Raw genomic sequence first — 22665 nt, forward strand, 5'->3', positions numbered from 1 at the left:
GCTGCGGGCTGCAGGGTATCGTGGGGGTGTCGGTTCCGGGTTGTCATCGCAGAAATACCCTACTGGAGCCGACTTTTCTCTTGCCTCAGGAGTTTTGACTGGTAGTCAGCACTGAGAGACCGCACAGGCCGTATGGGGCGCGGCTTCGTGACTCCACCGTTTCAGGGTGCGCTCCAGAGGTCGCCCAGACAGAGGCATGCTTGTCAGAACGTCGTTTTGGTCGCATACGACCTCGCCCCAGGGACACAAAAATACGTGGACCACCACCAAGCAGAGCGAGCCCAGAGGCCCGCCCCACCCACCTTCCGCCCTTACCTTGCCAGCCCTACCGTCAGATTCGCCGTGTACCCCGCCGCCACACTGCCGGTCACGGTGGGCAACTGGGTGGCGGAGCCGTCGCTGAACACGTTGTCGCGGCTCAGGCTCGTCTGGGCCAGGTTGCGGGTGCTGCCCACGTAGGCGGCCTGGGTATACACCTGGGCGCACATGTCCTGCGGCAGGGCCAGCTGCGAGGTCTGAATCTTGGTGCTGGCGTTCGTGGCACTGGTCAGGGTCGGGTAAACCTCAAAGTGAATGTGTGGCCAGCGCCCGGCGTAGCAGCCCGGCACGATGGTCTGGAAGGTCACGGTGCCGTCAGCGTCTGCCACCTGCACCCCCCGTAGGAAGTCCTCACCCACCGCCGAGCCGCTGTACATCGAATACTGGCCGTCGGCGGTGCAGTGCCAGGCGTAGACCGCGTAGCCTGCCAGGGGCGCGCAGCTGGCGTTCACGTTTACCAGTTTCAGGGTCAGGGTCAGCGGCACGCCCGCCGCCGTGTTGCCCGTGCCCAGGCTGGTGCGCAGGTCGCGGCGCACGATCCCGCTGCGGGTCAGCACATTCAGTGACTGACCCGAGGCCACCGAGCCGTCGGCGGGGTACGGCCCAGCAGTCTCTGAAGGAATGGCGCTGGGGCAGGCGTCCGTGCCTGGCGTGGTCGGTGTCGTTGGCGTCGTGGGGGTGGTCGGCGTGCCGGTGGTGGGGGTGGTGGCCGCCACGCCGCAGCCCACCAGCAGGCCAATACCCAGCAGGCCCAGGCCAATCACCTTTCGCCGGTCAACCACCGGACGCAGAATCATGTTGGTGTCGGCCTGCAGGCCCAGGTTGTTCAGGTCGTCATGGTGGTCGTGGTCGTCGGCGGGGTAGGGACGGATGGGGTTCATGGAGGCCTCCTGTGTGGGGGTGCTCGGCTCTTGCCACGCCCCCTTTGCTCTTGCTCCGCACAGTACGGAGGGCCGGTTAAAGGACTGAGAAAGCCGGAGAGGCCGGGCGGCGGCGGGTCTCATGGGAGGCCGGTAGCCTGCCCCGGATGCGCCGCCTTCTCATGCCCGCCCTGTTGACTGTGCTGATGACTGCCCCCGCCGCTGCCGTGTCCACCCTGACGGTGCCTGTCACCGTGTCCCTGGCCAGCGTGCAGGAGGCCGCCAACGCCCGCGTACCGCTGGAATTTGCGCGGGTGGATGAAACGCGCAGCTTTGCCGGGGGGCTCCTGAGCGTCAAGCTCGGCGGCACAGTCACGCGGGCCGGGCACGTCCGGGTGGGGCCCACGGCCGACGGGTCGGGCCTGGTGGTCCGCGTGCCCATTCGCGCGGCGCTGCGGGCCACGCCGGGCGGCGCCGGGGCCGTGCTGGCCCGCGACTTCGGTGGCGAGGCCACCGTCAGCCTGACCGTGACGCCCTATGTCACGCCCCAGTGGGAAGCGGGCGTGCGGGTCAGGGGCGACTACACCTGGACCGACCCCCTGAGCGTGGAACTGGCGCCGGGTGTGCGCGTCAGCGTGCAGGCGCTGGTGGACACGCAGGTGCGGGCGCAGCTGGACCGGGTCACGGCCCAGGTGGAAACGGCAGTCCGTGAGGGCGCCCGGCTGCGCGAGCGGGCGCAGACCCTGTGGACGCGGGCCGCCCAGCCCTGGACCCTGCCCACCCCCGAACCGGCCTACGCCCGCGCCCAGCCCCGCAGCCTCAGCGTGACGCCCATCCGGTTTACCCCGGATGCCCTGAAGCTGACGCTGGGGGCGGCGCTGGACCTGAATGCGGGGCTGGGCCGCCCCCCAGCGGCCTCCTCTGCCGGCCCCCTGCCGGCCCTGAACACGGTGCCCAGCCTCAGAGAGGGGCTGGACCTTCAGGTGCCGGTGCGCCTACCCTACGCCGACCTGTCACGGGCGGCCACGCAGGCGGCGGCGACCCGCACCCTGCCGCTGCCCGTGCCTACCAACCCGGTGCTGCGGGTGCTGGGGGTGACCCTCTCGCCGGCCGGGCCACGCCTGAATGCCGCCGTTCAGGTGCAGGTGACCGGGCCGCTGGGCCTGCGGGTGGGCGCCACGGTGGACGTGCAGGGCACCCCCGCCCTGGACCCAGCCGGCCAGACGCTAACCCTGAAAGACGTGCGCGTGGTCACCCGGCGCGAGGGCGTGACCGGCCGCGTTATCGGCTGGCTGGCCGACGCCCGCGCGCAGGCTTACGTGCAATCGGCGGCACGCTTTGATCTGCGGCCCCAGCTGGAAAGGGCGCGGGCGCAGCTCCAGGCCCGCCTTCCCCTGACCCCCGCGCCGGGGCTGGTGCTGGCCGGCACAGTCCGCACCCTGAGCGTGGCCGGCGTGCAGGTCACACCTGAGGCCCTGGTGGTGAGCGGCCAGGCCACGGGCGACCTGCGGGCCACCGTGGAGATGCCGCGCTAAAGGCTTACCCTTCCCGGTCTTGCCCGGCCTGCCAGGCCTCAAAGGAAACGCGGTCCAGCGAGAAGGTGTCGCGGGTGGTGGCGTAACCCCCGCCGCCGCCCAGCCGGCCCACCAGGTCCAGCCGGGCAGTGTCAATGTGCCAGCGCGCCGCGTCCTGGACGGCGTCACTGCGCAGGGTCAGGCCCAGCACCTCGCCCAGAATGATGCGGGTGCGCCCGATGGTCAGGGTCTGCACCTCGCGGCATTCCAGCGCGGCCGGGGCCGCCTGCACACGCGGCGTGGGCACCTGCCGCCCCGGCTCCAGGGCAATGCCCAGGGCGCCGGGTTCGGCGTGCCCATACGGAAAATCGGTGGCGGTGGCGTTCATCAGGGGCGCTAAGTCGGCGCTGACCAGATTGACGGTAAAGGCGCCGCCAGCGCCGATGTTGCGGGCCGTGTCCTTGGGGGTGCCGTCTGAGCGGTCTCCTGGCGCAAAGGCCACCACGGGCGGGTCCGACCCCATCAGGCCAAAAAAGGAGTAGGGGGCCAGGTTGACGTGACCGTCTTCCCCCAGCGTGCAGACCCAGGCAATCGGCCGGGGCACCACCGTGGCGGTCAGGAGCTTGTAGCGGGCCGCCGCTGGCAGCGCGCCGAGATCGAAATGCGTCATGGGAGAGGGAGAGAACGCCATGCGTCAGCCTAGAGCAGGGCTCCAAGGGCCATGGCCAGCACAGAGGGTCGCCACGCCACACCCTGCTCTGTGCCGCAGCGGGGCCAATTCAAGAGGTCGCGTCCCACAGTGGGCAAAGCGCCAAAAGCGCTTCAGGTCCGCCACGACCTCCTTTGTTCTCTCCTCACTTCGCTCGCTTCCGCTGGCAATGAGCGGCGAGCGCCTTAACCGCGCCCTTCTCTCCTTTCCTGTTCTGGCTCTGGCGTTAGCATGCGCCTATGACCCTGCCCGAAGCGGCCACCTACCGCGAGGCCTACGCCCGGCTGACCCGCATTGCCGCCGAACTGGAGGGCGGCGAGGCCGACCTGGACCGGGTGCTGCCCCTGCTGGAAGAGGCGCGCGCCGCCTATGCTCAGTGCCGGACGCGCATCGAAGCGGTGCGCGCCGTGCTGGCCGGTGACTGGGGCGCTGAAGAAGAGAACGACGAGCCCGAACCGGACGACGACGCCTGAGAGCGGAACCTAGAGGGGCCAAGGGGGATGACCCTCCACCACGTCTCAGGCGAACGAAGCGAGTGTCCACATGAAACAGCGGTGTGAGCTGCGTTGAGAGGCGCCTCTAATGCTGGGCCGCCGCCGTGAGGCCGTCTCAGCGAGACTTTCCTTGAGGTCAGGAGCGACCGAAATACCCCACCAACAGACCTTATTCACCGTCACTTCCCCGCAGCCTTTCTCGCCCGCGCCACTCGCCTCCTGTCTTTTCCCGGCTAGGTCAGGCCGCACCCCAGGCACGCGGCGCGTATCTTTTGGCCTATGAGTGACGCCGCCCCTATCCAGTCGGCCTCCCCCGCGCCCACCGCCGAGCCGCCCGCCCCACCGGTCAATCCGCGCGTGTACCGCTTCGTGGTGGACGTGACCTACCTGCCAGTCCTCCTGAGCGGCATGCACATAGAAGTTCATGGGCGCGAGCATGTGCCGCCGCCCGGCACCCCCCTGGTGGTGGCGGCCAACCACGTCAGCGGTATTGACCCCTTTCTGGTGGCGCGGGCGCTGCCGCCGGGGCGCTACCTACAGTTCATGGCCAAGAAAGAATTGTTTTTGCCGGTGATCGGCCACATTATCCGGGCGGGGGGGTCTTTTGCGGTAGACCGCAGCGGCAACGACCTGGGCGCCGTGCGCACCTCTCTGCGGGTGCTGAAAGCCGGCGGCACTGTGGGTATCTTCCCGCAGGGCACGCGCGGCGGCGCCGAGATGCAGGGCGGCGTGGCCCTGATTGCCGCCAAGGGCCGCGCGCCGATTCTGCCGGCGGGCATCAGCCGGGCGGGCAAGCGCTGGATTATCCGCTTTGGGCCGCCCATCTCGCCACGCGGCGGCATCAAGGCGATCACCGCCGAACTGGGCGCCGTGCTGGCCGAACTGTCTGTGCCGCCCGGCCAGCCGCTGCCGCCTGCGGGCTATACTGCGCCCTGACGGCTGCGGGGGAAAATCCGGTGCAATTCCGGTTCTGTCGCGCAACGGTAAACTCTCTCCTTTAGGGGCGGGAGACAAGACCGAACACCTCCGCCGTTGCGTGCCCCCGAAGCGGGAGCGCGTGGCCTGACCTCTCGCGGAAAGGGGGCGCGCCGTGACCCCTGCGCCCCTGCCGGGCGCGCCACGGCCTGACTTCCTGCTCCGCCCCCTAAACCGGGGCGGCGTTTTTGTTCCAGCGGGAGGCACCAAGGAGAGTGCCCCATGACCCGTGCCCTGACCCTGACCGCCGCCCTGCTGGCTGCCCTTTCGACCGCTGCCAGCGCCGTGACCTACCCCCTGACCCTGACCGACGACCTGGGCCGCAAGGTCACCATCAAGGCCGAACCCAAGCGCATTGTCAGCGCCCTGCCCAGCACTAGCGAAACCCTGTGCGCCATCGGCGCCTGCGACAAGCTGGTCGGCGTGGACGACTACACCGATTACCCGGCGCAGGCGGCCAGGTTGCCCAAAGTCGGCGGGCTCTACAACCCCAACTTTGAAGCCATGATCGCCCTGAAGCCCGACCTCGTAATTATCAGCAAGTACGGCAAGCTGGAGCCCACGCTGACCCAGGCCGGCATTCCAGTGCTGGCGATTAACCCCGAAACCTACGACGAGGTCTTCAGCAAGACCCTGACGTTGGGCAAAGTGGTGAACCGTGAGGCCCAGGCCAAGGCGCTCGTGACCACCATGAAGCGCGACATTGCCAAGGTCGAGATTCTGACCAAGAACGCGGTCCGGAAACCCACCGCCTACTACGAGATTGACCCCACGCCGTACTCGATTGGCCCCAACTCGTTTATGGGGGTGCTGCTGACCAAGGCGGGCGCGCGCAACATCATCCCGGCCAGCATGGGCGACTTTCCCAAGGTGGACCCCGAGTTTATCGTCAAGGCTAACCCGCAGCTGATTCTGGGTGTAGACGCCAAGACGGCGGGCGCGCGGCCCGGCTGGACCAGCATTGCGGCGCTGAAGACCGGCAAGACGCAGGAGATTCCTGCCGAGCTGGGCAACATCCTGTCGCGCCCTGGCCCCCGCCTGCCGCAGGCGCTGCGCGGCCTGGCCAAGATCATTCACCCCGAACTGTTCAAGTAAGCCGTGACGACGACCCCTGAAGTGGCCGCCCCGCGTGCACCCGGCCTGCCGCTGGCCCTTCAGGCGGCGGGGCTGACCTTCCTGCTGCTGCTGGCGGTGGTGCTGGGCACGGGGCTGGGCAGCGTTTATGTGCCGCCGGGCGAGGTGCTGGGCGCCCTGTGGCGCGGCCTCAGCGGACAGGACCTGGCTGGCAACGACGTGATTGTCTGGCAGATTCGCCTGCCGCGCGTGGTCATGGGCGTGCTGGTGGGCGCCAGCCTGGGCGTGTGCGGCGGCGCCTTTCAGGGTGTGTTCCGTAACCCCCTGGCTGACCCCTATCTGCTGGGCGTGGCCAGCGGCGGCGCGCTGGGCGCCACCCTCTCAATCGTGGCCGAGTGGCCGCGCCCCGTAATTCCCCTGACCGCCTTACTGGGCGCGCTGGGAGCCGTAGCGGTGACTGTGGCGCTGGCCCGTGAAGGCCGCCGCTTTCCGCCCACCCGCCTGATTCTGGCGGGGGTGGTGGTGGGCAGCACCCTGGGCGCGGCCTCCACGGCCCTGATCTTGCGCGGCGAGGACCGGGCGCGGCAGGTGCTGGCCTACACCCTGGGCGACCTGGGCTTCAGCGGCTGGCGCGACGTGGCCACCGTGCTGCCCTACGCGGCGCTGGGCTGCGGGGCGCTGCTGCTGCTGGCCCGCGCGCTGGACACCCTGCAACTGGGCGAATTGACCGCCCGCAGCCTGGGGGTGCCGGTGGAACGCCTGCGCCTCCTGGTCATTGTGGCGGCCAGCGTCGCCACGGCGGGCGCGGTAGCGTACGTGGGCATCATTGGCTTTGTGGGCCTGATTGTGCCGCATGTGGTCCGGCTGGCCTTTGGCCAGGGCCACCGCACGCTGCTGGTGCTTTCGGCGCTGCTGGGCGGCACGCTGCTGGTGCTGGCCGACCTGCTGGCGCGCACCACGCCGCTGTCGCAGGTGGGCATTGTGACCACCCTGCTGGGCGGGCCCTTTTTCCTGTGGCTGCTGAGGCAATCCCGTGAGTAGCGCGGGCGCGCCCAGACCCGCTGCTGCAGGCCTCTCGGCCACAGACCTGCACGTGCAGGCGGGGACCTTTCCGGCGGTGCGCGGCGTCAGTGCTGCTTTCGCGGCGGGCCAGCTCTCGGCGGTGATTGGTCCCAACGGCGCGGGCAAAAGCACCCTGCTACGCGCGTTGCTGGGGCTGTCGCGCCCAGAGCGGGGCGAGGTGCAGCTGCTGGGCCGACCTCTGGGCGCCTGGAGCCGCGCCGAACGCTCGCGGCAGCTGGCCTACCTGGCCCAGGGCGAGGCGCTGCCCGGCGACATGACGGTGCGTCACGTCGTGGCCCTGGGCCGGGGCGCCGGACAGTGGCGCTTTGGCCTGCTGCCCCGCGACCCCTGGAACGAGGCGGACGAGGCGGCGGTGCAGGGCGCCCTGGACCGCACCGACACCGCGCGCTTTGCCGGGCGCCGCCTGGTGGAACTCTCGGGCGGCGAGGCGCAGCGGGTGGCCCTGGCCCGCGCGCTGGCCGCTCAGCCGCGCTTTTTGCTGCTGGACGAGCCCACCAACCACCTGGACCTGGCTTACGCCCTGGAGGTCATGCGGTACCTGCGCTGCGAGGTGGCGGGCGGCCTGGGCGTGGTGGCCGTGCTGCACGACCTGAATCTGGCCGCGCGCGCCGACCATCTGGTGCTGCTGGCAGGCGGGCGGGTGCTAGTGAGCGGCCCACCAGAGACCGTGCTGACCCCGGAGCACCTGCATACGGCCTACGGCGTCCGCACAAGGGTGGTGCGCGACGCAGACCGCCTGCTCGTGATCCCCGAGGATGGGCTGTGATGACCCGCCAGCTGTGTCGCCCCCACCCCTCTGCCCGGCCCAGTTGGGCCGCCTCTGGGCAAGCCCGCCTCTTGCTCTCTCGTCTGGAAGCCTGCTGATGGCACCCAAGTTCTTTGCCACCCGCGCCCACCTGCTGGTGTGCCAGGGCCAGAGCTGCCAGGGCCGAGGGTCGGTGCTGCTGTACAAGGCCCTGTGGAACCACCTGGAACGGCAGTCACTGGCCTATTACAAGAAGGGCGGCAGCCTGCGCCTGACCGAAAGCGGGTGCCTGGGCGCGTGTTCCTACGGCCCCACCCTGTGCGTCTACCGCCCGAAGCCAGCAGGCAGCGGCCTTGAAGAAGCATGGTACGCCGCTGTGGACTTTCCCCTGGCTGCCCGCATTGCTGGGGCCGCACACGAAGAGGAGCCGCTGCCAGAAGAACACCGCTACGGACCAGAGTGAAGCACAGCAGAGCAGCGGCGCTGGGAAAGTTCCTCCCAGCGCCGCCTCTAGTTCCCGGTTCCGTATCACGGTGCCGATGCAGCACTGTGGCTTCCAGATTCAGGGCCGCGCCATGACGGCCCCTCACCTGTCCAGCGCGTCAGCCCCTGACCACTTCCAGAATCTTCTCGCCGTACTTGCGTAACCGCTCTGGCCCCATGCCGCGCACCGCCCGGAGGTCGGCCTCGGTGTAGGGGACGCGGCGGGCAATTTCGGCCAGGGTGGCGTTACTGGCAATGATAAAGCGGCTGATCTCCTGGCGCTTGGCCTCGGCGTTGCGCCACTCGCGCAGGCGGGCGTAGACAGCGGCCTGCTCATCCGTGAGGTTGGCGGCCGGGTCTTCCTTGCCGCCGGGCAGGTCAGGGGGCAGGATGACCGGGGCCGGTTCCGGGGCGGGCGTGGGCTCGGCCACTTCCGGCTCGGCGGCGGCTTCAGGGGCCTCGGCGTCGGCGGCCAGCTGATCCTCCTCAGCGCTGCTGTCCACTGCGGTGGGCGGCGCTTCGGCATCCAGGCTGGCCTCTGCCCCCAGATGGGTCACATCGGGCAGGCCCGCCGGCTGCTCTGGGGCGTCGGGACCCGCACTGACCGGCGTGGGCAGCGGCGCGGGGGCGTGGGCCGGCGAGTCGCTGAACACGATTTCAGGCTCCCAGACTTCCTCGGCGGGCGCGGCGGGCGGGGTCCAGGGCTCCAGCGTCAGGTTGGGGGTCGGCGGCTGCTCCTCGGCCGCGCCAGGGGCTTCAAAGGTAAAGCGCTGGGGAGCGCTGCGGTCACCCTCGTCCTCGCGGCGCTGGGGAGGCTCGGGGCGCTCAGGGCGGCTGGGCCGCTCGCCGCGCCGGCCATCACGCGGCCGGTCAAAGCGCTCGCGGCGCCCCCCCCGGAACTCGCGCCGGTCGGGCCGGTCCTGCGGGTCGCGCTCAGGGGCGGGGCGTTCGGCTGGGGCCGGCGCCACGCTGCGCTCGGGTTCGCGGCTGGCAACTTCACGGGTCTGGTCGCGGCCAGTGTCGCGCCCCAGCAGGGCCAGCGCCGTGCCCAGGTCTTCCAGGCCAGGCGTCAGCAGCACGCCGCCCGTCACGCTGCGCGCGGCTGCGCGCACGCCGCCCAGCGGGGCGCTGGTGTCAGAGACCGCGTCGGGCGCCAGCAGCAGGGCCGTGGGCCCGGCCGGCTGCGCGGCGCCCCCCAGGCGCTCGCCCAGGGCCGCTGCCGTGCGCGCCGCTCGGGCCAGGCGCAGCGGCAAAGTCGCCACGTCACGCAGCACGTAGGCCACGCTCAGGTCACTGGGGGCGGCGCCGGCCGCTTCGGGGGCCCGCCCGGCCCCGAACAGCGCGGCCAGCGGCGCGTCGGCGTGGCCACTCAGGGTGGCGCTGTCGCTGTAGGTCACGGCGGCGGCCCCGCGCGCCAGCCAGTCGCTGCCGGGGGCCAGGGTGGCGTCCACAATCACCGGCACCCCTGCCCGGCGGGCGCGCTCCAGCTCATCGCGGCCCGGTTCAAGCAGCCACACGGCCTGCGCGCCGCGCCAGTCGGCGTCCAGAGGCGCGGCGGCCAGGCCAGCCCCCGCCAGGGCGTCGCGGTTAACACGAAGGCGGGGGTCCACGCGCAGGGTGCCGCGCCCCAGCAGCGCGGTCAGTTGAAGGGCGAGGGCGCGCGGGCCCTCCAGCAAGAGCCCCCACTCGGCGCCTTCCAGATCAGCCAGGGCGCCGGCCAGGCGGGCATGGGGGTCGCCCCGTTCGGCGTGCAGGCGCACAAGTCGGGCGTCGGGACGCTCGGAGGACAGGCGGTCTTGGGTCATGGCGCCTATTGTGCCGCACCGCTGGGCCAGGGTGCCGCCTGGACACCCCTTTGGATGCAACCTTCCCTGGCCAGAGCTGCCGCTTCGTGGGCGCCTGTTAAGCCTGATGTCATCTGGGGCACGAACCTGATGACGCCACCAGCATGCTCCCCTGCCTACCGCAGCCCTTGCCTACCTCGCCCCGTTTCTGAGGACGGCCCCTCTCGTCTTTAGGTCCAGGGGCCCAGCTGAGAACTTTCTCTTTGGGGCTTTCGCCACAGTCTGGACACAATGCCCGGCGTTGGCCTCCCGCTGACCTCCGGGCCTTTCCTGGGCCTGGCCCGCAGCCTGCCGCTGCGGAAAGGAGAGCATCATGCGTCACGTCTTCCTGAGCGCCACCAGCATCGTCCTCGTTGCGTCTGTCTCGCCCGTCTCCGCCGCCACCCTGACCTGGCAGAACCTGCGCCAGGGCGACAGCGGGCGCGACGTCACCACCCTGCAATACCTGCTGCGCGAGGCTGGGCAAACCGTGGATATAGACGGCCTCTTTAGGGCGGGCACAAATACCGCCGTGCGGAACTTTCAGGGCGCCAGTGGCCTGACCGTGGACGGCATCGTGGGCGGCAACACCTGGGAAGCCCTGATTAAAACCGTCCGTCAGGGGGACAACAACAACGCCGTGCGGGCCCTGCAAGACCAGCTCCGCAGCGGCTACGGCTACAGCAGCGTGACAGTGGACGGGGCCTTTGGCCCAGGGACCAACACCGCTGTGCGCGATTTTCAGAGCAAGCGCGGCCTGACCGTAGACGGCATCGTGGGCCTGAACACCTGGCAGGAACTGGTGACCGGCGCCAGCACGGCGCCCAGCACCACCACCTCAGGCCTGGCCAGCCAGATTCTGGGCAGCAGCCGCATCACGCTGGGCACCTCCAGCAGCACCACAAACGGGAACCCCCGGCAAAATATGACCGACGCCGCAGCGGGCCGACTGGTCACTCGTGGGTGCAACAGCAACGTGAACTGCGGCCTGACGGTGGCGCTCAAACGCTCCATGCTCGAAGGTGTGCTGAGCATTGCAGGTGCGGGCAACACCTTTTTCATCACGTCGGTGGCGGGGGGCAAGCACTCGACGAATTCGGACCACTACGCGGGGCTGGCCATGGACATCGGCATCTGGAACGGCACCAGCCTGGGCACCCCCAACAGCGCCCATACGGCGGCGCGCAACGCCTGTATCGCAGCCGGCAGTGACCCCAGTCAGACCTTCAACGCCTACAACGATTCCAGCGGCGGCCATAACAACCACGTTCACTGCGCCTGGAATTAACGCCTGACCGCTCTGTGCGCCCTCTCCCGCCGTGGAGGGGGCTTTTCAGTGCTGAGCAGGGCCCCTGCACCGAGTTTCAGCAGGTCTGGCCCTCCAGGTACGACCGGCTCTCTCGCAGCCCGCCAGCCCCAAACGCCCAGCCTCTTACAAACGCGCCCGCCCAGAGGCGCCATGCTGAAAGGCGAACGGAGGCATCTATGGCGCGCATCACCCGGTACAGCAAGTTCGAGGGCGAACTCGACCAGCTCGACAGCAGCGAGCTGATGCAAATGATTCAAGAGGCGCTGCTGGGCCAGGGCATGAACGATCCCTATGACCCCGACCCCAACGCGCGCCCCAGCATGGACGACCTGTTTGACGCCATCCTGGAGGCACTGGCCGAGCGGAACATGGTGCCGGAAGAGCAGCTGCTGGAAGCCATGCAGGCCGACGACATCCGCGAAACCACTTTAGGCCAGCAGATTCAGCGGCTGATGGACCGCCTGCAGCAAGACGGCTTCATTCGCAAGGAATTTGACGAGGACGCCCAGGGCGGCGCAGGCGACCCCGGCGACGCCAAGTTTCAGCTGACCGACAAGAGCATCGATTTCCTGGGCTATAAGAGCCTGCGGGACCTTATGGGCGGCCTGGGCCGCTCCAGCGCGGGCGCCCACGACACCCGCGAGTATGCCAGCGGCGTGGAAATGACCGGCGAGCTGAAAAGCTACGAGTTCGGCGACACCATGAATCTGGACACCACCGCCACGCTGGGCAACGTGATTTCCAAGGGCTTTGACAACCTGGAGGAATCCGACCTGGTCATCCGGCAGGCCGAATACAACAGCAGCGCGGCCACGATTGTGCTGCTGGACTGCTCTCACTCCATGATCCTGTACGGCGAGGACCGTTTTACCCCCGCCAAGCAGGTAGCCCTGGCGCTGGCCCACCTGATCCGCACCCAGTACCCCGGCGACACCGTGAAGTTCGTGCTGTTTCACGACAGCGCCGAGGAAGTGCCGGTGGCCAAGCTGGCCCAGGCGCAGATTGGCCCGTATCACACGAACACAGCGGGTGGCCTGCGGCTGGCCCAGCAACTCCTCAAGCGCGAGAACAAGGACATGAAGCAGATCGTGATGATTACCGACGGCAAGCCCTCGGCCCTCACGCTGCCCGATGGCCGGATTTACAAGAACGCCTATGGCCTGGACCCCTACGTGCTGGGCGCCACCCTGCGCGAGGTCGCCAACTGCCGCCGCAGCGGCATTCAGGTGAACACCTTCATGCTGGCCCGCGACCCCGAACTGGTGGGGTTCGTGCGCCGGGTGTCGGAAATGACGCGCGGCAAGGCGTATTTCACGACGCCGCAGAACATCGGCCAGTACGTCCTGATGGACTTCGTGACCAACAAGACGAAACTGGTGAATTAAGACAGGAGGCGAAGAGCAGATGGCTCAAGGCGAAAATCCTTGAGCCATCGGTCTATCAGTTGGGCCGTTCAGGTCCTTACACTCGGCGGCATGGATTTCCAGTTGGAAGAGGCGCTGAGGATGTTGGCGCGCACGCCGGAGGTGCTGGGAGCGCTCCTGCGGGACCTGCCAGCAGCCTGGACCGAACAGACCGAAGGTGAGGGCACTTGGAGCCCAGCGCAGGTTGTGGCGCACCTGCTGCACGCCGACCAGACAAACTGGCTGCCGCGCGCCCGGGTGCTGCTGGCACAGGGCGAGGTCCAGGTGTTCCCGCTGTTTGACCGGTGTGCCCACCTGCACACCGGCCAGGCCCAGCCACTGGAACTGCTACTGGACGATTTCGCGGCCACCCGCGCCGAAAGTGTGCAGGCACTGGTCAACCTGAATCTGACCCCTGCCGCCCTGACGCGCACCGGCCAGCACCCCGAGTTTGGGCGCGTGACCCTGGCGCAGTTGCTGGCGACCTGGGTGGTGCACGATTTAGACCATCTCGCGCAAATCACCCGCACGCTGGCGGGCGGCTACCGGGACGCGGTAGGGCCCTGGCAGGCGTATCTGCGGGTGCTGCGCGCCTAGCCCTTAACAGTTAGAGACGCGCACAGAGTTGTCATGCAGCAGCCGGAGCAGATCGGCACGACGGGACTGAGCAGCTTTGGGCGGCGTAGGCATACCCCACAGCAGAACAGGCCGGAGAGACCTCAACAGCACAAGCAGCAGCGCGGCGTCCGCGCCCTTAGCCCATCCGCACGAACATCGGCGGCTTGACGCCCACCATGCGCGCCATGACCCAGACCTGGCCCTTGTGATGGGCTTCGTGGGCAATAATGGCGTCCAGCAGGGCAGCAACGGGCATTTCACGGCCACCAAAGGCTGGAATGCGGCGCGACAGGTCCTCATCAGTCATGGCGGTCATGGCCTGACTGGCGGCCTCCATGCTATGCCCCAGGCGCTCGCGGGCTTCGATCAGGGTCTGGCTGGGCTCGGGCAGGTTGCCGGGGGCCTGGCCCTGAATCATGTTCAGGAAGCGCGCGGCGCTGCCTGAGAGGTGGTCGGCCTGCCCAATGAAGCTGAGGCCGCCGTCCCAGGCCGCAAAGTTCCCCTGGTCTTCGGGCAGCTGGCCATACAGGTCCAGCAGGGCGGCGCGGTGGCTTTCAAAGTTGCGGGCGTAGACAGCGCTGCGGTTCATGGGGCGCAGCATAGAGCGGCGCGGGCCCTGGCGCTCTTGGAGGCCGCGCCGCAGAGGCATCTTATAGCGGGCGGTTCTTCAGGGCATCCCGAATTTCGGCCAGCAGCTTTTCCTCATTGCTGGGTTCGGCCAAGGCGGGCTTGTCCTGCCGCTTGAAGCGCTCGGCCAGGCGGTTCAGCGGCGTCACCACCAGAAAGTAGAGCACCGCCGCCACGATCAGCAGGTTCAGCAGCGCCGTGATGAAGGCGCCGTAGTCGAACACGGCCTCGTTGAGCTCGAAGGTCCCCCCGACCCGGGGCCCACCGCCCGTAATCGCCTTGATCAGCGGGTTAATAAAGCTGCCCGAAAAGGCAGTGACCACGCCCGTGAAGGCGGCGCCAATCACCACACCCACAGCCAGGTCCACCACATTGCCCCGAAGGATGAACTTCTGAAAGCCACTCAGCATGGCCGCAGTGTGCCATGCGCTGGGCGCAAGAGAGCGGGGCGCTGAGAGGACTCGCCGCCTCAGCGCCCCGCACACCCCTTCTTGCTTAAGCCTGTGCGGTGTCCTTGACGGCGTGGGCACTCATGCCCCACTGGTGGCCGCTGCTCTGGGCACCCTGCAGAATGACGCGGGCAAGTTCGCCCAGAGTGGCGCCGCCTGCCTTGACGTCCATCTTCAGCTCGGCGCGCAGCTCACCCAGGCTCACATCATCCAGCATCAGTTCGGTGCCGTAGCGCAGGGTGGTGGGCGGGACAATCAGCAGGTCGGCCTCGCCTGGCTTAACCGCGTGGCGAAAGCAGCGCCCCGTCAGCAGGCCCGCCACGGTGGTCACCTTGCCGAAGGTCTTGTTTTCCACGGCGCGCACTTCGATGCTCAGGCCCTCAATGGCGCGCAGCGGCTCCACGGCGCTGTCCAGCGACTCGGCGAACAGGGTGCCGGTGCCCAGAATGACCCGGACCGGCTGGGGCAGCGCGGCGGGCAGATCCGGCAGGCCCTCGGTGAGAAAGTCCCGAATCATGCCCACGCCGTTTTCCAGCATGGGGAATCCCTCGTACTCTTCCTCGGTGGGCAGGGCTTCGCCGGCCAGCAGATACAGCTCGTCACTGGGAAAGACGAAGCGGGTGCCGCGTTCGGCCAGAAACTGCTTGCGCCAGATGTTCAGGCGCCGCAGGGTGTCCTGGGCTTCCTCGCGGGTAAAGGTCCGCACGTCCGGCAGGTTGGTGCGGTGGCTGGTCAGGCCAATCGGCACCACCGCCGCGCTGATGACGTTGGGGCGGCTGGACAGGTACTCCACCGTTTCGTCCAGATGCTCGCGGTCGTTGCGCTCGGGCATCAACACGATCTGGGTATACAGGTCAATCTGTTCCAGGCGCTCGATCATGGAGCGGATCTGCACGGCCTGGGGGTCTTTTACCTTCAGGCGCCACCACTTCATCATGTCCTGGCGCAGGTCCTGGTTGGCGGTGTGCACCGAGACGTACAGCGGCGAGAGGTTCTCGTTCTCGATGCGCTGAATGTCGTGTTCGGACAGGTTGGTCAGCGTGACAAACGAGCCGTACAGAAACGACAGGCGGTAATCGTCGTCCATGATGTACAGGCTCTTGCGAAAGCCGCGCGGCATCTGGTGCACGTAGCAGAAGTCGCACTTGTTGGCGCACTTCTTGATGCCGTCAAACAGCACCTCTTCAAAGTCCAGGCCGGGGTCTTCCCATTCCACCGTGAAGGTAAAGGTGTCGTCCAGGCTGGGCGGGGCGGGCAGCATCAGGCGGTGGTGGTCCTGGGCGGTGCCGGGCACGCCCGTCATGACACGCGGGGCCTCTTTGGGGCGGGCAATTTCCAGAGTCGCGGCGCCCTGCGACAGCAGATGGCGGTACGCCAGCACGTCGGTGACCGCCTGGCCGTTCACCCGCAGCAGCACGTCTCCGGGCTGAACCCCGGCCCGCTCGGCGGCGCTGCCCGCCTCCACACTTTTAATCGGTGCAGGAAAAAGCTGCTCCTGCATCTGCTGTGCTGCCGTCAAAACACATCACCCCACCTTCGCCTGTTGTGGCAAGTTCGCGGTGCGACTGTCCTTCGCGGTCCCGCACCAAGCACAGCAGCTTAACAGGGGCTGAGCAGGGCCGATGTGAGTCAGAACGGGATTGCGGGACAGAGGGAGCGTGAAGAAGAGTTGTCCACGGCGTGAGCCCACCGGAGGACCACTGATCTGCCAACTCCACACCCCTTAGTGCACTTGTCTCCTGTTGGGGCTGCTGCGATTGAATCGCGCTCATCAGATACCTCACCGGAGACTGTAAGGGCAGCACTTCAGCAGAGGCGCAAAGCTCAGCAAACAGGGAGTCTCTGGTGTAGCCAGCTCTTGCAGGGCAGTTCAGCCACATAGCTATGAGCGAAGAGGCCGGGAACGCCCCAACAGGCTGTCCCGACCTCCAGACGCTGACGTGCAGACGTCATCTATTTCGTTGACCACTCGGCACAGCACCGAGTTGCACCCTCCACGCCCGTCAGCCCGCTGCCGACTCGACTCGCTCTGCTGAGAAGCTCTGCGAGGCTGCTTAGCTTTGCAAGTCTGCTCGGACTACCCTATCTGGCGCAGCAGATTGACGGTTTCAATCATGGCCAGCACGGCCTCGGCACCCTTATTCCCGGCCTTGATCCCGGCGCGGTTCAGAGCCTGCTCAACGGTATCGGTGGTCAGCACACCGAAGGCCACCGGCACGCCTGTGTCCAGGCTGGTGTTGAGGATGCCGCTGGCCGCGCCGCCCGCCACGAAGTCGTAGTGGTCGGTGTCGCCTTTAATAACCGCGCCCAAGCACACCACCGCGTCGTATTTGCCAGATTGAGCCAGCTTGCGGGTAATCAGTGGCACTTCATAACTTCCCGGCGCGAGGTAATGGTCCAGGTGCTCGGTCTGGCCGCCGTGCTGCACGAAGGCCAGTTCGGCGCCTTCGACCAGGCGGTCCACGATCAGGTGGTTCCAGCGGGTGCTGACGACGGCAAACTTCAGGTCAGTGGCCAGCAGGGTGGCTTCAATTCGGTTCATGGGAGGCTCCTTTGGAGCGGGAGTGGAGAGGAGGTTGTGGGAAGTGGGTCAGGCATAGACAGGGCAGAAGCTCTGTGTCACCGGCTGTCAGCTGTCCGCCATCGGCCATTCGCTCTCGGTGGCCAGGTGGCCCAGCTTGGCCCGCTTGGTGCCCAGGTACGCCGCGTTGTGGACGCTCTGGCCCACATGTAGGGGCACCCGTTCCACCACCTCCAGGCCAAAGCCGCCCAGGGCGTGCAGCTTGCGGGGGTTGTTGGTCAGCACGCGCAGGCGGCGGGCGCCCAGCAGATGCAGCATCTGGGCCCCGATGCCAAAGTCGCGGGCGTCGGCGGGAAAGCCCAGGCGCAGGTTGGCCTCGACCGTATCGGCGCCGCCGTCTTGCAGCGCGTAGGCCCGAATCTTGTTCAGCAGGCCAATGCCCCGGCCTTCCTGACGCAGATACACCAGCACGCCCCGGCCTTCGGCGGCAATGGCGCGCAGCGCGGCGTCGCGCTGGGGGCCACAGTCACAGCGCAGGGAATGAAAGCTGTCACCCGTCAGGCACTCGCTGTGGACCCGCACCAGCAGCGGGGCCTCGGTCACTTCACCCACCACCAGCGCCACATGCTCGGCGCCGCTCAGGCTGTCTTCAAAGCCCACCAGCCGGAACTCGCCGTGCTCGGTGGGCAGCCGCGCCTCGGCCACCAGCCGCATGGAGGGATCGTGGGCCAGGCGGTAGGCGATCAGGGCCTCGATGCTGCCCACCTTCAGGCCGTGCTTCTCGCCGTATGCCAGCAGGTCGGGCAGACGGCTCATCTCGCCGTCGTCGCCCATGATTTCGCAGATGACGCCCAGCGGAGCAAAACCGGCCAGCCGCGCCAGGTCACACGCCGCCTCGGTGTGCCCGGCGCGGCGCAGCACCCCACCAGGGCGGGCAACCAGGGGAAAGATATGGCCGGGGCGCCGGAAATCGGCCGGCTGGGCCGCCCCGTCCAGCAGGGCGGCAATCGTGGCCGCACGGTCGTAGGCACTGATGCCGGTGGAATTGCTGACATGGTCCACGCTGACCGTAAAAGCCGTGCCGTTGGGATCAGAGCTCTGCCCTGCCCCCACCATCGGGGTCAGGTCCAGCGCCTGCGCGCGCTCCGGGGGCAGGGTCACGCAGATCAGGCCCCGGCCCTCGCGCGCCATAAAGTTGATCCAGTGCGGGGTGGCGGTGGCGGCGGGCATCAGTAGGTCGCCCTCGTTCTCACGGCCCTCGTCGTCCACCAGAATCACGGGGCGCCCGGCGCGCAGGTCGGCCAGCAGATCGGGAACGGAGGCAAGGGTCATGCCGTGGCCCCCGGCGCCCAGCCGCGCATCAGCAGTAGCCGCTCCACATACTTGGCCAACTGGTCGGCTTCCAGATTGACCAGCGTGCCGGGCGCCCAGGTGTGCAGGGTTGTCACCGCCAGCGTGTGCGGCACCAGCCAGAGGGTGAATTCATCGGGCGCCAGGTCCGCGCGGCTGCCGGCCGGACCACCCACATCCACCACCGTCAGGCTTGCGCCGTCGGCGGTCACACTGCCCTTGGGGACCAGATAGCGGGCCAGCTCCGCCGGAGCGCGCAGGGTCATGGTATAGGCGCCGGGCTGGGCGTCCACGCGCAACACCTCGGCCACGCCGTCCACATGCCCACTGACGATGTGGCCGCCGAAACGGGCCTGCGCGGTCATGGCGCGCTCCAGATTGACGGCTGCGCCGCTGTGCCAGTGCGGTGCCGTCTTGGCCAGCGTCTCGTGGCTGAGGTCCACGCTAAATCCTGCTGCGTCCCAGCCCGTCACGGTCAGGCAAGTGCCGCTGACCGCGATGCTCTCGCCCATCTGCAGGTCTGGCCACAACTGGGCAGGCTGAATGCTCACGGTGAGGTGGCCATTCTTCTCTTCGGTGTGGGCCACGCGACCCACCTGTTCAATGATGCCGGTAAACATGGTTGACCTCCGGTGCCGGCCAGAGCGACCTTTCCCGCCCTGACCGGCGAAGAATCAGAGACGGGGAATGTCGTTCAGGAAGCCAGTGACCAGCACATCCGGGCCGAGTTGTTCGGTGGTCACGTCGCGCAGGGACTGAGCCAAGTGCATAGGCCGGGCCGGGTCACGCAGAGGGGACAGGCCCGCGCCCAGCAGCTTCGGCGCGATGAAAACCCGGACCTCATCCACTAGCCCAGCCGAGAGGAAAGCGGTCAGGAGGGTAGGTCCGCCCTCGAGCAGCAGGCTGGAGAGGCCGAGAGTTCCCAGAGCGGTTAGGGCTTCTACCAGATGCTCGGCCCGCACAACCGTGACGCCCGCCGCCTCATGGGCGGTTGAATCAGCCCCTGGGCCAGTCACCAGCACCGCGCCTGCTCGCCAGAGTCGCGCGTCCAGAGATGACCTGGCGCGGCGGTCAAACACGACGGGGCGGGGGTCACGGCCTCCAGGCACGCCGCGCGTGGTTAGGGCTGGATCGTCGGCCCCGACCGTGCCGCGGCCCACCGCAATCGCGTCCAGCTCGTTGCGCCAGGTCATCGTGCGCTCACGGGCCGCCGTGCTGCTGACCGGGCCGCCGCCTTCGTTCAGCGCGGCGACTTTGCCGTCCAGGGTCATGGCGTACTTGGCGACCACCCAGGGCCGGCCGCGCGTCACCAACGACCGAAAACCCGCTTGCTGCCGCAGGGCTTCAGCGGCCAGAATCCCAACCGTCACGTCTAGACCAGCACCCCGGAGTCTGTGGACCCCCTGCCCAGCCACCTGCGGGTTGGGGTCCAGGGCCGCCACCACCACGCGCCCCACGCCCGCTGCAATCAGGGCGTCCGCACAGGGTGGGGTGCGGCCAAAATGGGCACACGGTTCCAGAGTGACGTAGGCGGTGGCCCCGCGTGCCCGAGTGCCGGCCTCCCGCAGGGCAAAGACCTCGGCGTGAGGCTCACCGGCCGCCGGATGGAAGCCGGCGCTGACCACCACGCCGCCCTGTACCAAGACGCAGCCCACCGGCGGATTGGGGGCAGTGCGGCCTAAGCCTCTGGCCGCCTGGGCGAGTGCCAGGGCCATTAACCGCTCGTCAGGCGGCAACGACGTCTCCGGCCCAGGGGGCGGAGCAGTTCTCTCAACCATACGGTGTCGCTGCCCGCCGGGGTCGGCGTGATCAGCGGTCCTCCTTCTCTCATCCGGACTGGACGGCGGGAGAGACAACGTTCAGTGGCTTCAGGCTTGAGGGCGGCCCCTCACCTGTCTTGCCGCGTTCAGCGCGTCTCTGCTTGCCATGACACCGTCGGCCCCAGACTCTCACCGGGTCGGGCCTGGGCGTGGTGCAGTTTGCCCAGGCTTCGCGGGCTGAGGCGCACATGCGCGCGCCATCACCGCCGGTAGGGATTCACACCCTGCCCCGAAGGAAGCAGCCCACCCGTAGCGAGTGGGCCACGAGGAGGCTAGCACCGGCCGGGCAGGCGCCGTCTGTGGGGGCCAGACAGGACGAAGAAAGCTAGGGACTTCTTTCCCTGCGCCGGGGCTGATCAGGATTCAGGTCGATAAGTTCTCGGACCTCACCCTGACGGACCCGGAATAGCCGCCCCGCTCCCGCCAAGAGCAGCTCGCCACGCCGGTCAAAGTCTGCCCAGGTGGCGTCCTGCACTTCCGGGATGTCGGGCTCGCCCAGCCAGCGGTAAGCCGCAGAATACGGGTACAGAGGCGAGCTGAAGCGCAGTTCCAGTTGACGCTTTTGGGCTTCACCGCTTCTTCCCCAGCCCTCCGGTTCGCGCGTCAGGCGCCAGCCTGTTCGTTTCAGGGACGTCAGTAAGGTCTTCGCCGGCTGTGGCGGAGCCAGCAGCACCTCAAACCCTGGAGGACGCAGGCGTTGCTGCTCTGGCCGGGCGTGATTGACTGTCACCTTTCGGTTGCCGTCAAAGACGCCGCCTCCACTCCAGCCATCTGAGGCATTCCACAACCCCAGCGCCCGGACGGACGGCGGCTGACTCAGGGCCGTCCACGACCGCACCTCAGTGCCGAAAGTGCGGTAGGCGGCACTCATCTGCTCGGGCGACTCGTTCCGCGCCATGTAGAGCAGGTGTTCCCCGTCGGGCGACAGGTCACTCATCCAGGGATACAGCTGCCCCCTGAACCACGACCCCGGCGTAAAGTGATCGGTCTGGGTGTTCCACAGATACAGGCGTGTCCAGCGGCTGGGGCCACGCCGGAAGACCACCGCCCGGTCCGCTTCGCTGGCCAGCAGCACCCAGAGGCGCGCGGGCGAAAGCTGGACCATTCCCTTGACCCGCCCCGAGGGTCCGGCCACTGTCACAGCAGCGCCGCCAGCCCCCTGGACGCCACATCCCGCAGACTGAAGCTCATATGAGGGGTCAGTTCGGTGGCGTCGGGGTTGATTTCAATGACGGTGCCGCCGCCTTCCAGCGTCTCGAACGCCAGCCCGGCGGCCGGATACACCACGCCGCTGGTCCCGATGATCAGGGCCACCTCGGCAGCGGCAAAGGCGGCCTGGGCCGCGTTCAGGGCTTCCTCGGGCAAGTACTCGCCAAACCAGACCACGTTGGGGCGCATGCGGTGGCCGCGCGGCGAGGTGGGCGGCGTGACCAGGGTGTCCGGGTCAGGCAAGGGAACAACCTCTCCGGTGTGCTCATCCCGCGCGCTGACCAGATTGCCGTGCAGTTCGACCAGCTGCCCGCCCCCCTGACCGCTGCCCGCACGCCCATGCAGGCCATCCACGTTCTGGGTGGCCAGGAAGAACCCAGCCCCTTTCTGGCGTTCCAGCTCGGCCAGCAGCCGGTGTGCGCCGTTGGGTTGGGCCGCCAGCACGTCGCGGTAGCGTCCGGCGTACCAGTCCCAGACCAACTCGGGGTCGCGCTCGTAAGCCGCTGGGCTGGCCAGATCTTCGGGCCGGAAGCGCGCCCAGTGGCCACTCTGGGCGTCGCGGAAGGTGGGAATGCCGCTCTCGGCGCTGACTCCGGCGCCGGTCAGCACCGCCACGCGGGAAGCGGCCGCCAGCGCGGCGCGGGCAGAGGCAAGGTCCATAGTCACAGGCTAGCGCTCCGGCCAGACCAGAAATTCCGGCGGCGCCGCGTCGGTCAACCACACGCCGTTCTCGCTGCGGTAGAACACATGCCCGGCTTCGTGCATGGCCCCGGCACGGACGGTCAGGACGGTGGGCCGGCCCCGCCGCGCCCCAACCTGAACGGCGGTCTCGCGGTCCACCGACAGGTGAACGTGGTGACGATTCATGGGCCGCAGGCCGTTCTGGCGAATAGCGGCCAGCGCGCCAGGGTGCGTGCCGTGGTACAGGAAGGGCGGCGGCACCACAGGGTCCAGGTTCAGGTCCACGGGCACGCTGTGGCCCTGGTTGGCGCGAATCTGGTCGCCGCGCAGACTGAAGCGCGCCTTGTCGTTGTCGGCCACCACCCCCTCCACCGCCGCGCGGGTCACCCCCAGATGGGTCAGCAGCGGCGCCAGAGGCACCCAGCCGCCGGGGGCCAGGGTCAGTCCGGCTTCGTGCGGCGCGTGGCGCAGCAGGTAAGCCAGGCGTTTGGACAGTTGCCGGTCGTTCATAGGAGCAGTGTGGCTCCAGCTGGGACTCGGGCACATCGGCCAGATGGACGTGGCCGCTGAGCATTCTGGTCGTGGCGGGTAGAGAGGCGT

General features: G+C 68.3%; 23 protein-coding genes. 10 read left to right on the forward strand and 13 right to left on the reverse strand.

Features of this window, described 5'->3' with window-relative positions; genetic code table 11:
• Positions 1–311: 311 nt before the first annotated feature.
• Positions 312–1199, reverse strand: coding sequence for an intradiol ring-cleavage dioxygenase (locus K7W42_RS03475; protein WP_224572312.1), 888 nt, complete (start codon positions 1197–1199; stop codon positions 312–314).
• Positions 1200–1345: 146 nt separating this feature from the next.
• On the opposite strand from K7W42_RS03475, the gene K7W42_RS03480 reads away from it, so the two are divergent.
• Positions 1346–2713, forward strand: a complete 1368-nt coding sequence (locus K7W42_RS03480) for a DUF4403 family protein (RefSeq protein ID WP_224572314.1) — start codon at positions 1346–1348, stop codon at positions 2711–2713.
• 4 nt (positions 2714–2717) lie between these two features.
• Here the strand turns inward: K7W42_RS03480 and K7W42_RS03485 are convergent, their stop codons facing one another.
• A complete protein-coding gene (locus K7W42_RS03485; protein ID WP_224572317.1) occupies positions 2718–3383 on the reverse strand; it encodes a flavin reductase family protein in 666 nt (221 codons plus the stop codon).
• A gap of 257 nt (positions 3384–3640) precedes the next feature.
• Here K7W42_RS03485 and xseB point away from each other — a divergent pair, with 257 nt between their 5' ends.
• The 6 genes from xseB to K7W42_RS03515 all read left to right on the forward strand — a co-directional run bounded on the left by xseB (position 3641) and on the right by K7W42_RS03515 (position 8235).
• The gene (gene xseB / locus K7W42_RS03490) at positions 3641–3874 is read left to right on the forward strand and encodes an exodeoxyribonuclease VII small subunit (RefSeq protein WP_224572319.1); all 234 of its coding nucleotides are present in this window, start codon (positions 3641–3643) and stop codon (positions 3872–3874) included.
• A gap of 300 nt (positions 3875–4174) precedes the next feature.
• Positions 4175–4831 (forward strand): lysophospholipid acyltransferase family protein, encoded by a 657-nt coding sequence (locus K7W42_RS03495; RefSeq protein WP_224572321.1) that lies wholly within the window; start codon positions 4175–4177, stop codon positions 4829–4831.
• Positions 4832–5092: 261 nt separating this feature from the next.
• Positions 5093–5965: an ABC transporter substrate-binding protein gene (locus tag K7W42_RS03500; protein WP_224572323.1), complete on the forward strand. Its 873-nt coding sequence runs from the start codon at positions 5093–5095 to the stop codon at positions 5963–5965.
• Between the two features lie 72 nt (positions 5966–6037).
• Positions 6038–6985 (forward strand): FecCD family ABC transporter permease, encoded by a 948-nt coding sequence (locus tag K7W42_RS03505; protein ID WP_439648695.1) that lies wholly within the window; start codon positions 6038–6040, stop codon positions 6983–6985.
• Complete coding sequence (locus K7W42_RS03510; protein WP_224572325.1) at positions 6978–7793, forward strand: ABC transporter ATP-binding protein; 816 nt, start codon at positions 6978–6980, stop codon at positions 7791–7793. The genes K7W42_RS03505 and K7W42_RS03510 overlap by 8 nt, the downstream gene beginning before the upstream one ends.
• A gap of 97 nt (positions 7794–7890) precedes the next feature.
• Entirely contained in the window at positions 7891–8235 is a 345-nt protein-coding gene (locus K7W42_RS03515) for a (2Fe-2S) ferredoxin domain-containing protein (RefSeq protein ID WP_224572327.1), read from the forward strand.
• Positions 8236–8374: 139 nt separating this feature from the next.
• Here the strand turns inward: K7W42_RS03515 and K7W42_RS03520 are convergent, their stop codons facing one another.
• Positions 8375–10060, reverse strand: a complete 1686-nt coding sequence (locus K7W42_RS03520) for an HRDC domain-containing protein (RefSeq protein ID WP_224572328.1) — start codon at positions 10058–10060, stop codon at positions 8375–8377.
• Positions 10061–10412: 352 nt separating this feature from the next.
• Here K7W42_RS03520 and K7W42_RS03525 point away from each other — a divergent pair, with 352 nt between their 5' ends.
• The 3 genes from K7W42_RS03525 (at position 10413) to K7W42_RS03535 (ending at position 13387) form a co-directional block, all read left to right on the forward strand.
• Positions 10413–11366, forward strand: a complete 954-nt coding sequence (locus tag K7W42_RS03525) for a peptidoglycan-binding domain-containing protein (RefSeq protein ID WP_224572331.1) — start codon at positions 10413–10415, stop codon at positions 11364–11366.
• 197 nt (positions 11367–11563) lie between these two features.
• Entirely contained in the window at positions 11564–12772 is a 1209-nt protein-coding gene (locus K7W42_RS03530; RefSeq protein WP_224572333.1) for a vWA domain-containing protein, read from the forward strand.
• Between the two features lie 90 nt (positions 12773–12862).
• Positions 12863–13387, forward strand: coding sequence for a DinB family protein (locus K7W42_RS03535; RefSeq protein ID WP_224572335.1), 525 nt, complete (start codon positions 12863–12865; stop codon positions 13385–13387).
• 157 nt (positions 13388–13544) lie between these two features.
• On the opposite strand, the gene K7W42_RS03540 is transcribed toward K7W42_RS03535, so the two are convergent.
• From K7W42_RS03540 to K7W42_RS03585, 10 genes are all read right to left on the reverse strand, one after another.
• Positions 13545–13997: a DinB family protein gene (locus K7W42_RS03540; RefSeq protein ID WP_224572337.1), complete on the reverse strand. Its 453-nt coding sequence runs from the start codon at positions 13995–13997 to the stop codon at positions 13545–13547.
• Between the two features lie 61 nt (positions 13998–14058).
• Positions 14059–14445 carry a large conductance mechanosensitive channel protein MscL gene (gene mscL / locus K7W42_RS03545; RefSeq protein WP_224572340.1) on the reverse strand — a complete coding sequence of 129 codons (387 nt, stop codon included), beginning with the start codon at positions 14443–14445 and terminating at the stop codon, positions 14059–14061.
• Positions 14446–14530: 85 nt separating this feature from the next.
• Entirely contained in the window at positions 14531–15985 is a 1455-nt protein-coding gene (locus K7W42_RS03550; RefSeq protein WP_439648850.1) for a DUF512 domain-containing protein, read from the reverse strand.
• A 576-nt stretch (positions 15986–16561) separates the two neighbouring features.
• Positions 16562–17026 (reverse strand): 6,7-dimethyl-8-ribityllumazine synthase, encoded by a 465-nt coding sequence (gene ribH, locus K7W42_RS03555; RefSeq protein ID WP_224572344.1) that lies wholly within the window; start codon positions 17024–17026, stop codon positions 16562–16564.
• Between the two features lie 87 nt (positions 17027–17113).
• On the reverse strand, positions 17114–18337 hold the full coding sequence (ribA, locus tag K7W42_RS03560) for a GTP cyclohydrolase II (RefSeq protein ID WP_224572346.1): 1224 nt from the start codon (positions 18335–18337) through the stop codon (positions 17114–17116).
• Positions 18334–18975, reverse strand: coding sequence for a riboflavin synthase (locus K7W42_RS03565; RefSeq protein WP_224572348.1), 642 nt, complete (start codon positions 18973–18975; stop codon positions 18334–18336). The genes ribA and K7W42_RS03565 overlap by 4 nt, the downstream gene beginning before the upstream one ends.
• A gap of 54 nt (positions 18976–19029) precedes the next feature.
• Complete coding sequence (ribD, locus tag K7W42_RS03570) at positions 19030–20133, reverse strand: bifunctional diaminohydroxyphosphoribosylaminopyrimidine deaminase/5-amino-6-(5-phosphoribosylamino)uracil reductase RibD (protein WP_439648848.1); 1104 nt, start codon at positions 20131–20133, stop codon at positions 19030–19032.
• 367 nt (positions 20134–20500) lie between these two features.
• Entirely contained in the window at positions 20501–21316 is an 816-nt protein-coding gene (locus K7W42_RS03575) for a hypothetical protein (protein WP_224572350.1), read from the reverse strand.
• Positions 21313–22044: a Sir2 family NAD-dependent protein deacetylase gene (locus K7W42_RS03580; RefSeq protein WP_224572352.1), complete on the reverse strand. Its 732-nt coding sequence runs from the start codon at positions 22042–22044 to the stop codon at positions 21313–21315. The genes K7W42_RS03575 and K7W42_RS03580 overlap by 4 nt, the downstream gene beginning before the upstream one ends.
• Before the next feature lie 9 nt (positions 22045–22053).
• Positions 22054–22575, reverse strand: a complete 522-nt coding sequence (locus K7W42_RS03585; RefSeq protein WP_224572355.1) for an RNA 2'-phosphotransferase — start codon at positions 22573–22575, stop codon at positions 22054–22056.
• Positions 22576–22665 lie beyond the last annotated feature (90 nt).

This window comes from Deinococcus betulae (assembly GCF_020166395.1).
GTDB lineage: Bacteria > Deinococcota > Deinococci > Deinococcales > Deinococcaceae > Deinococcus > Deinococcus betulae.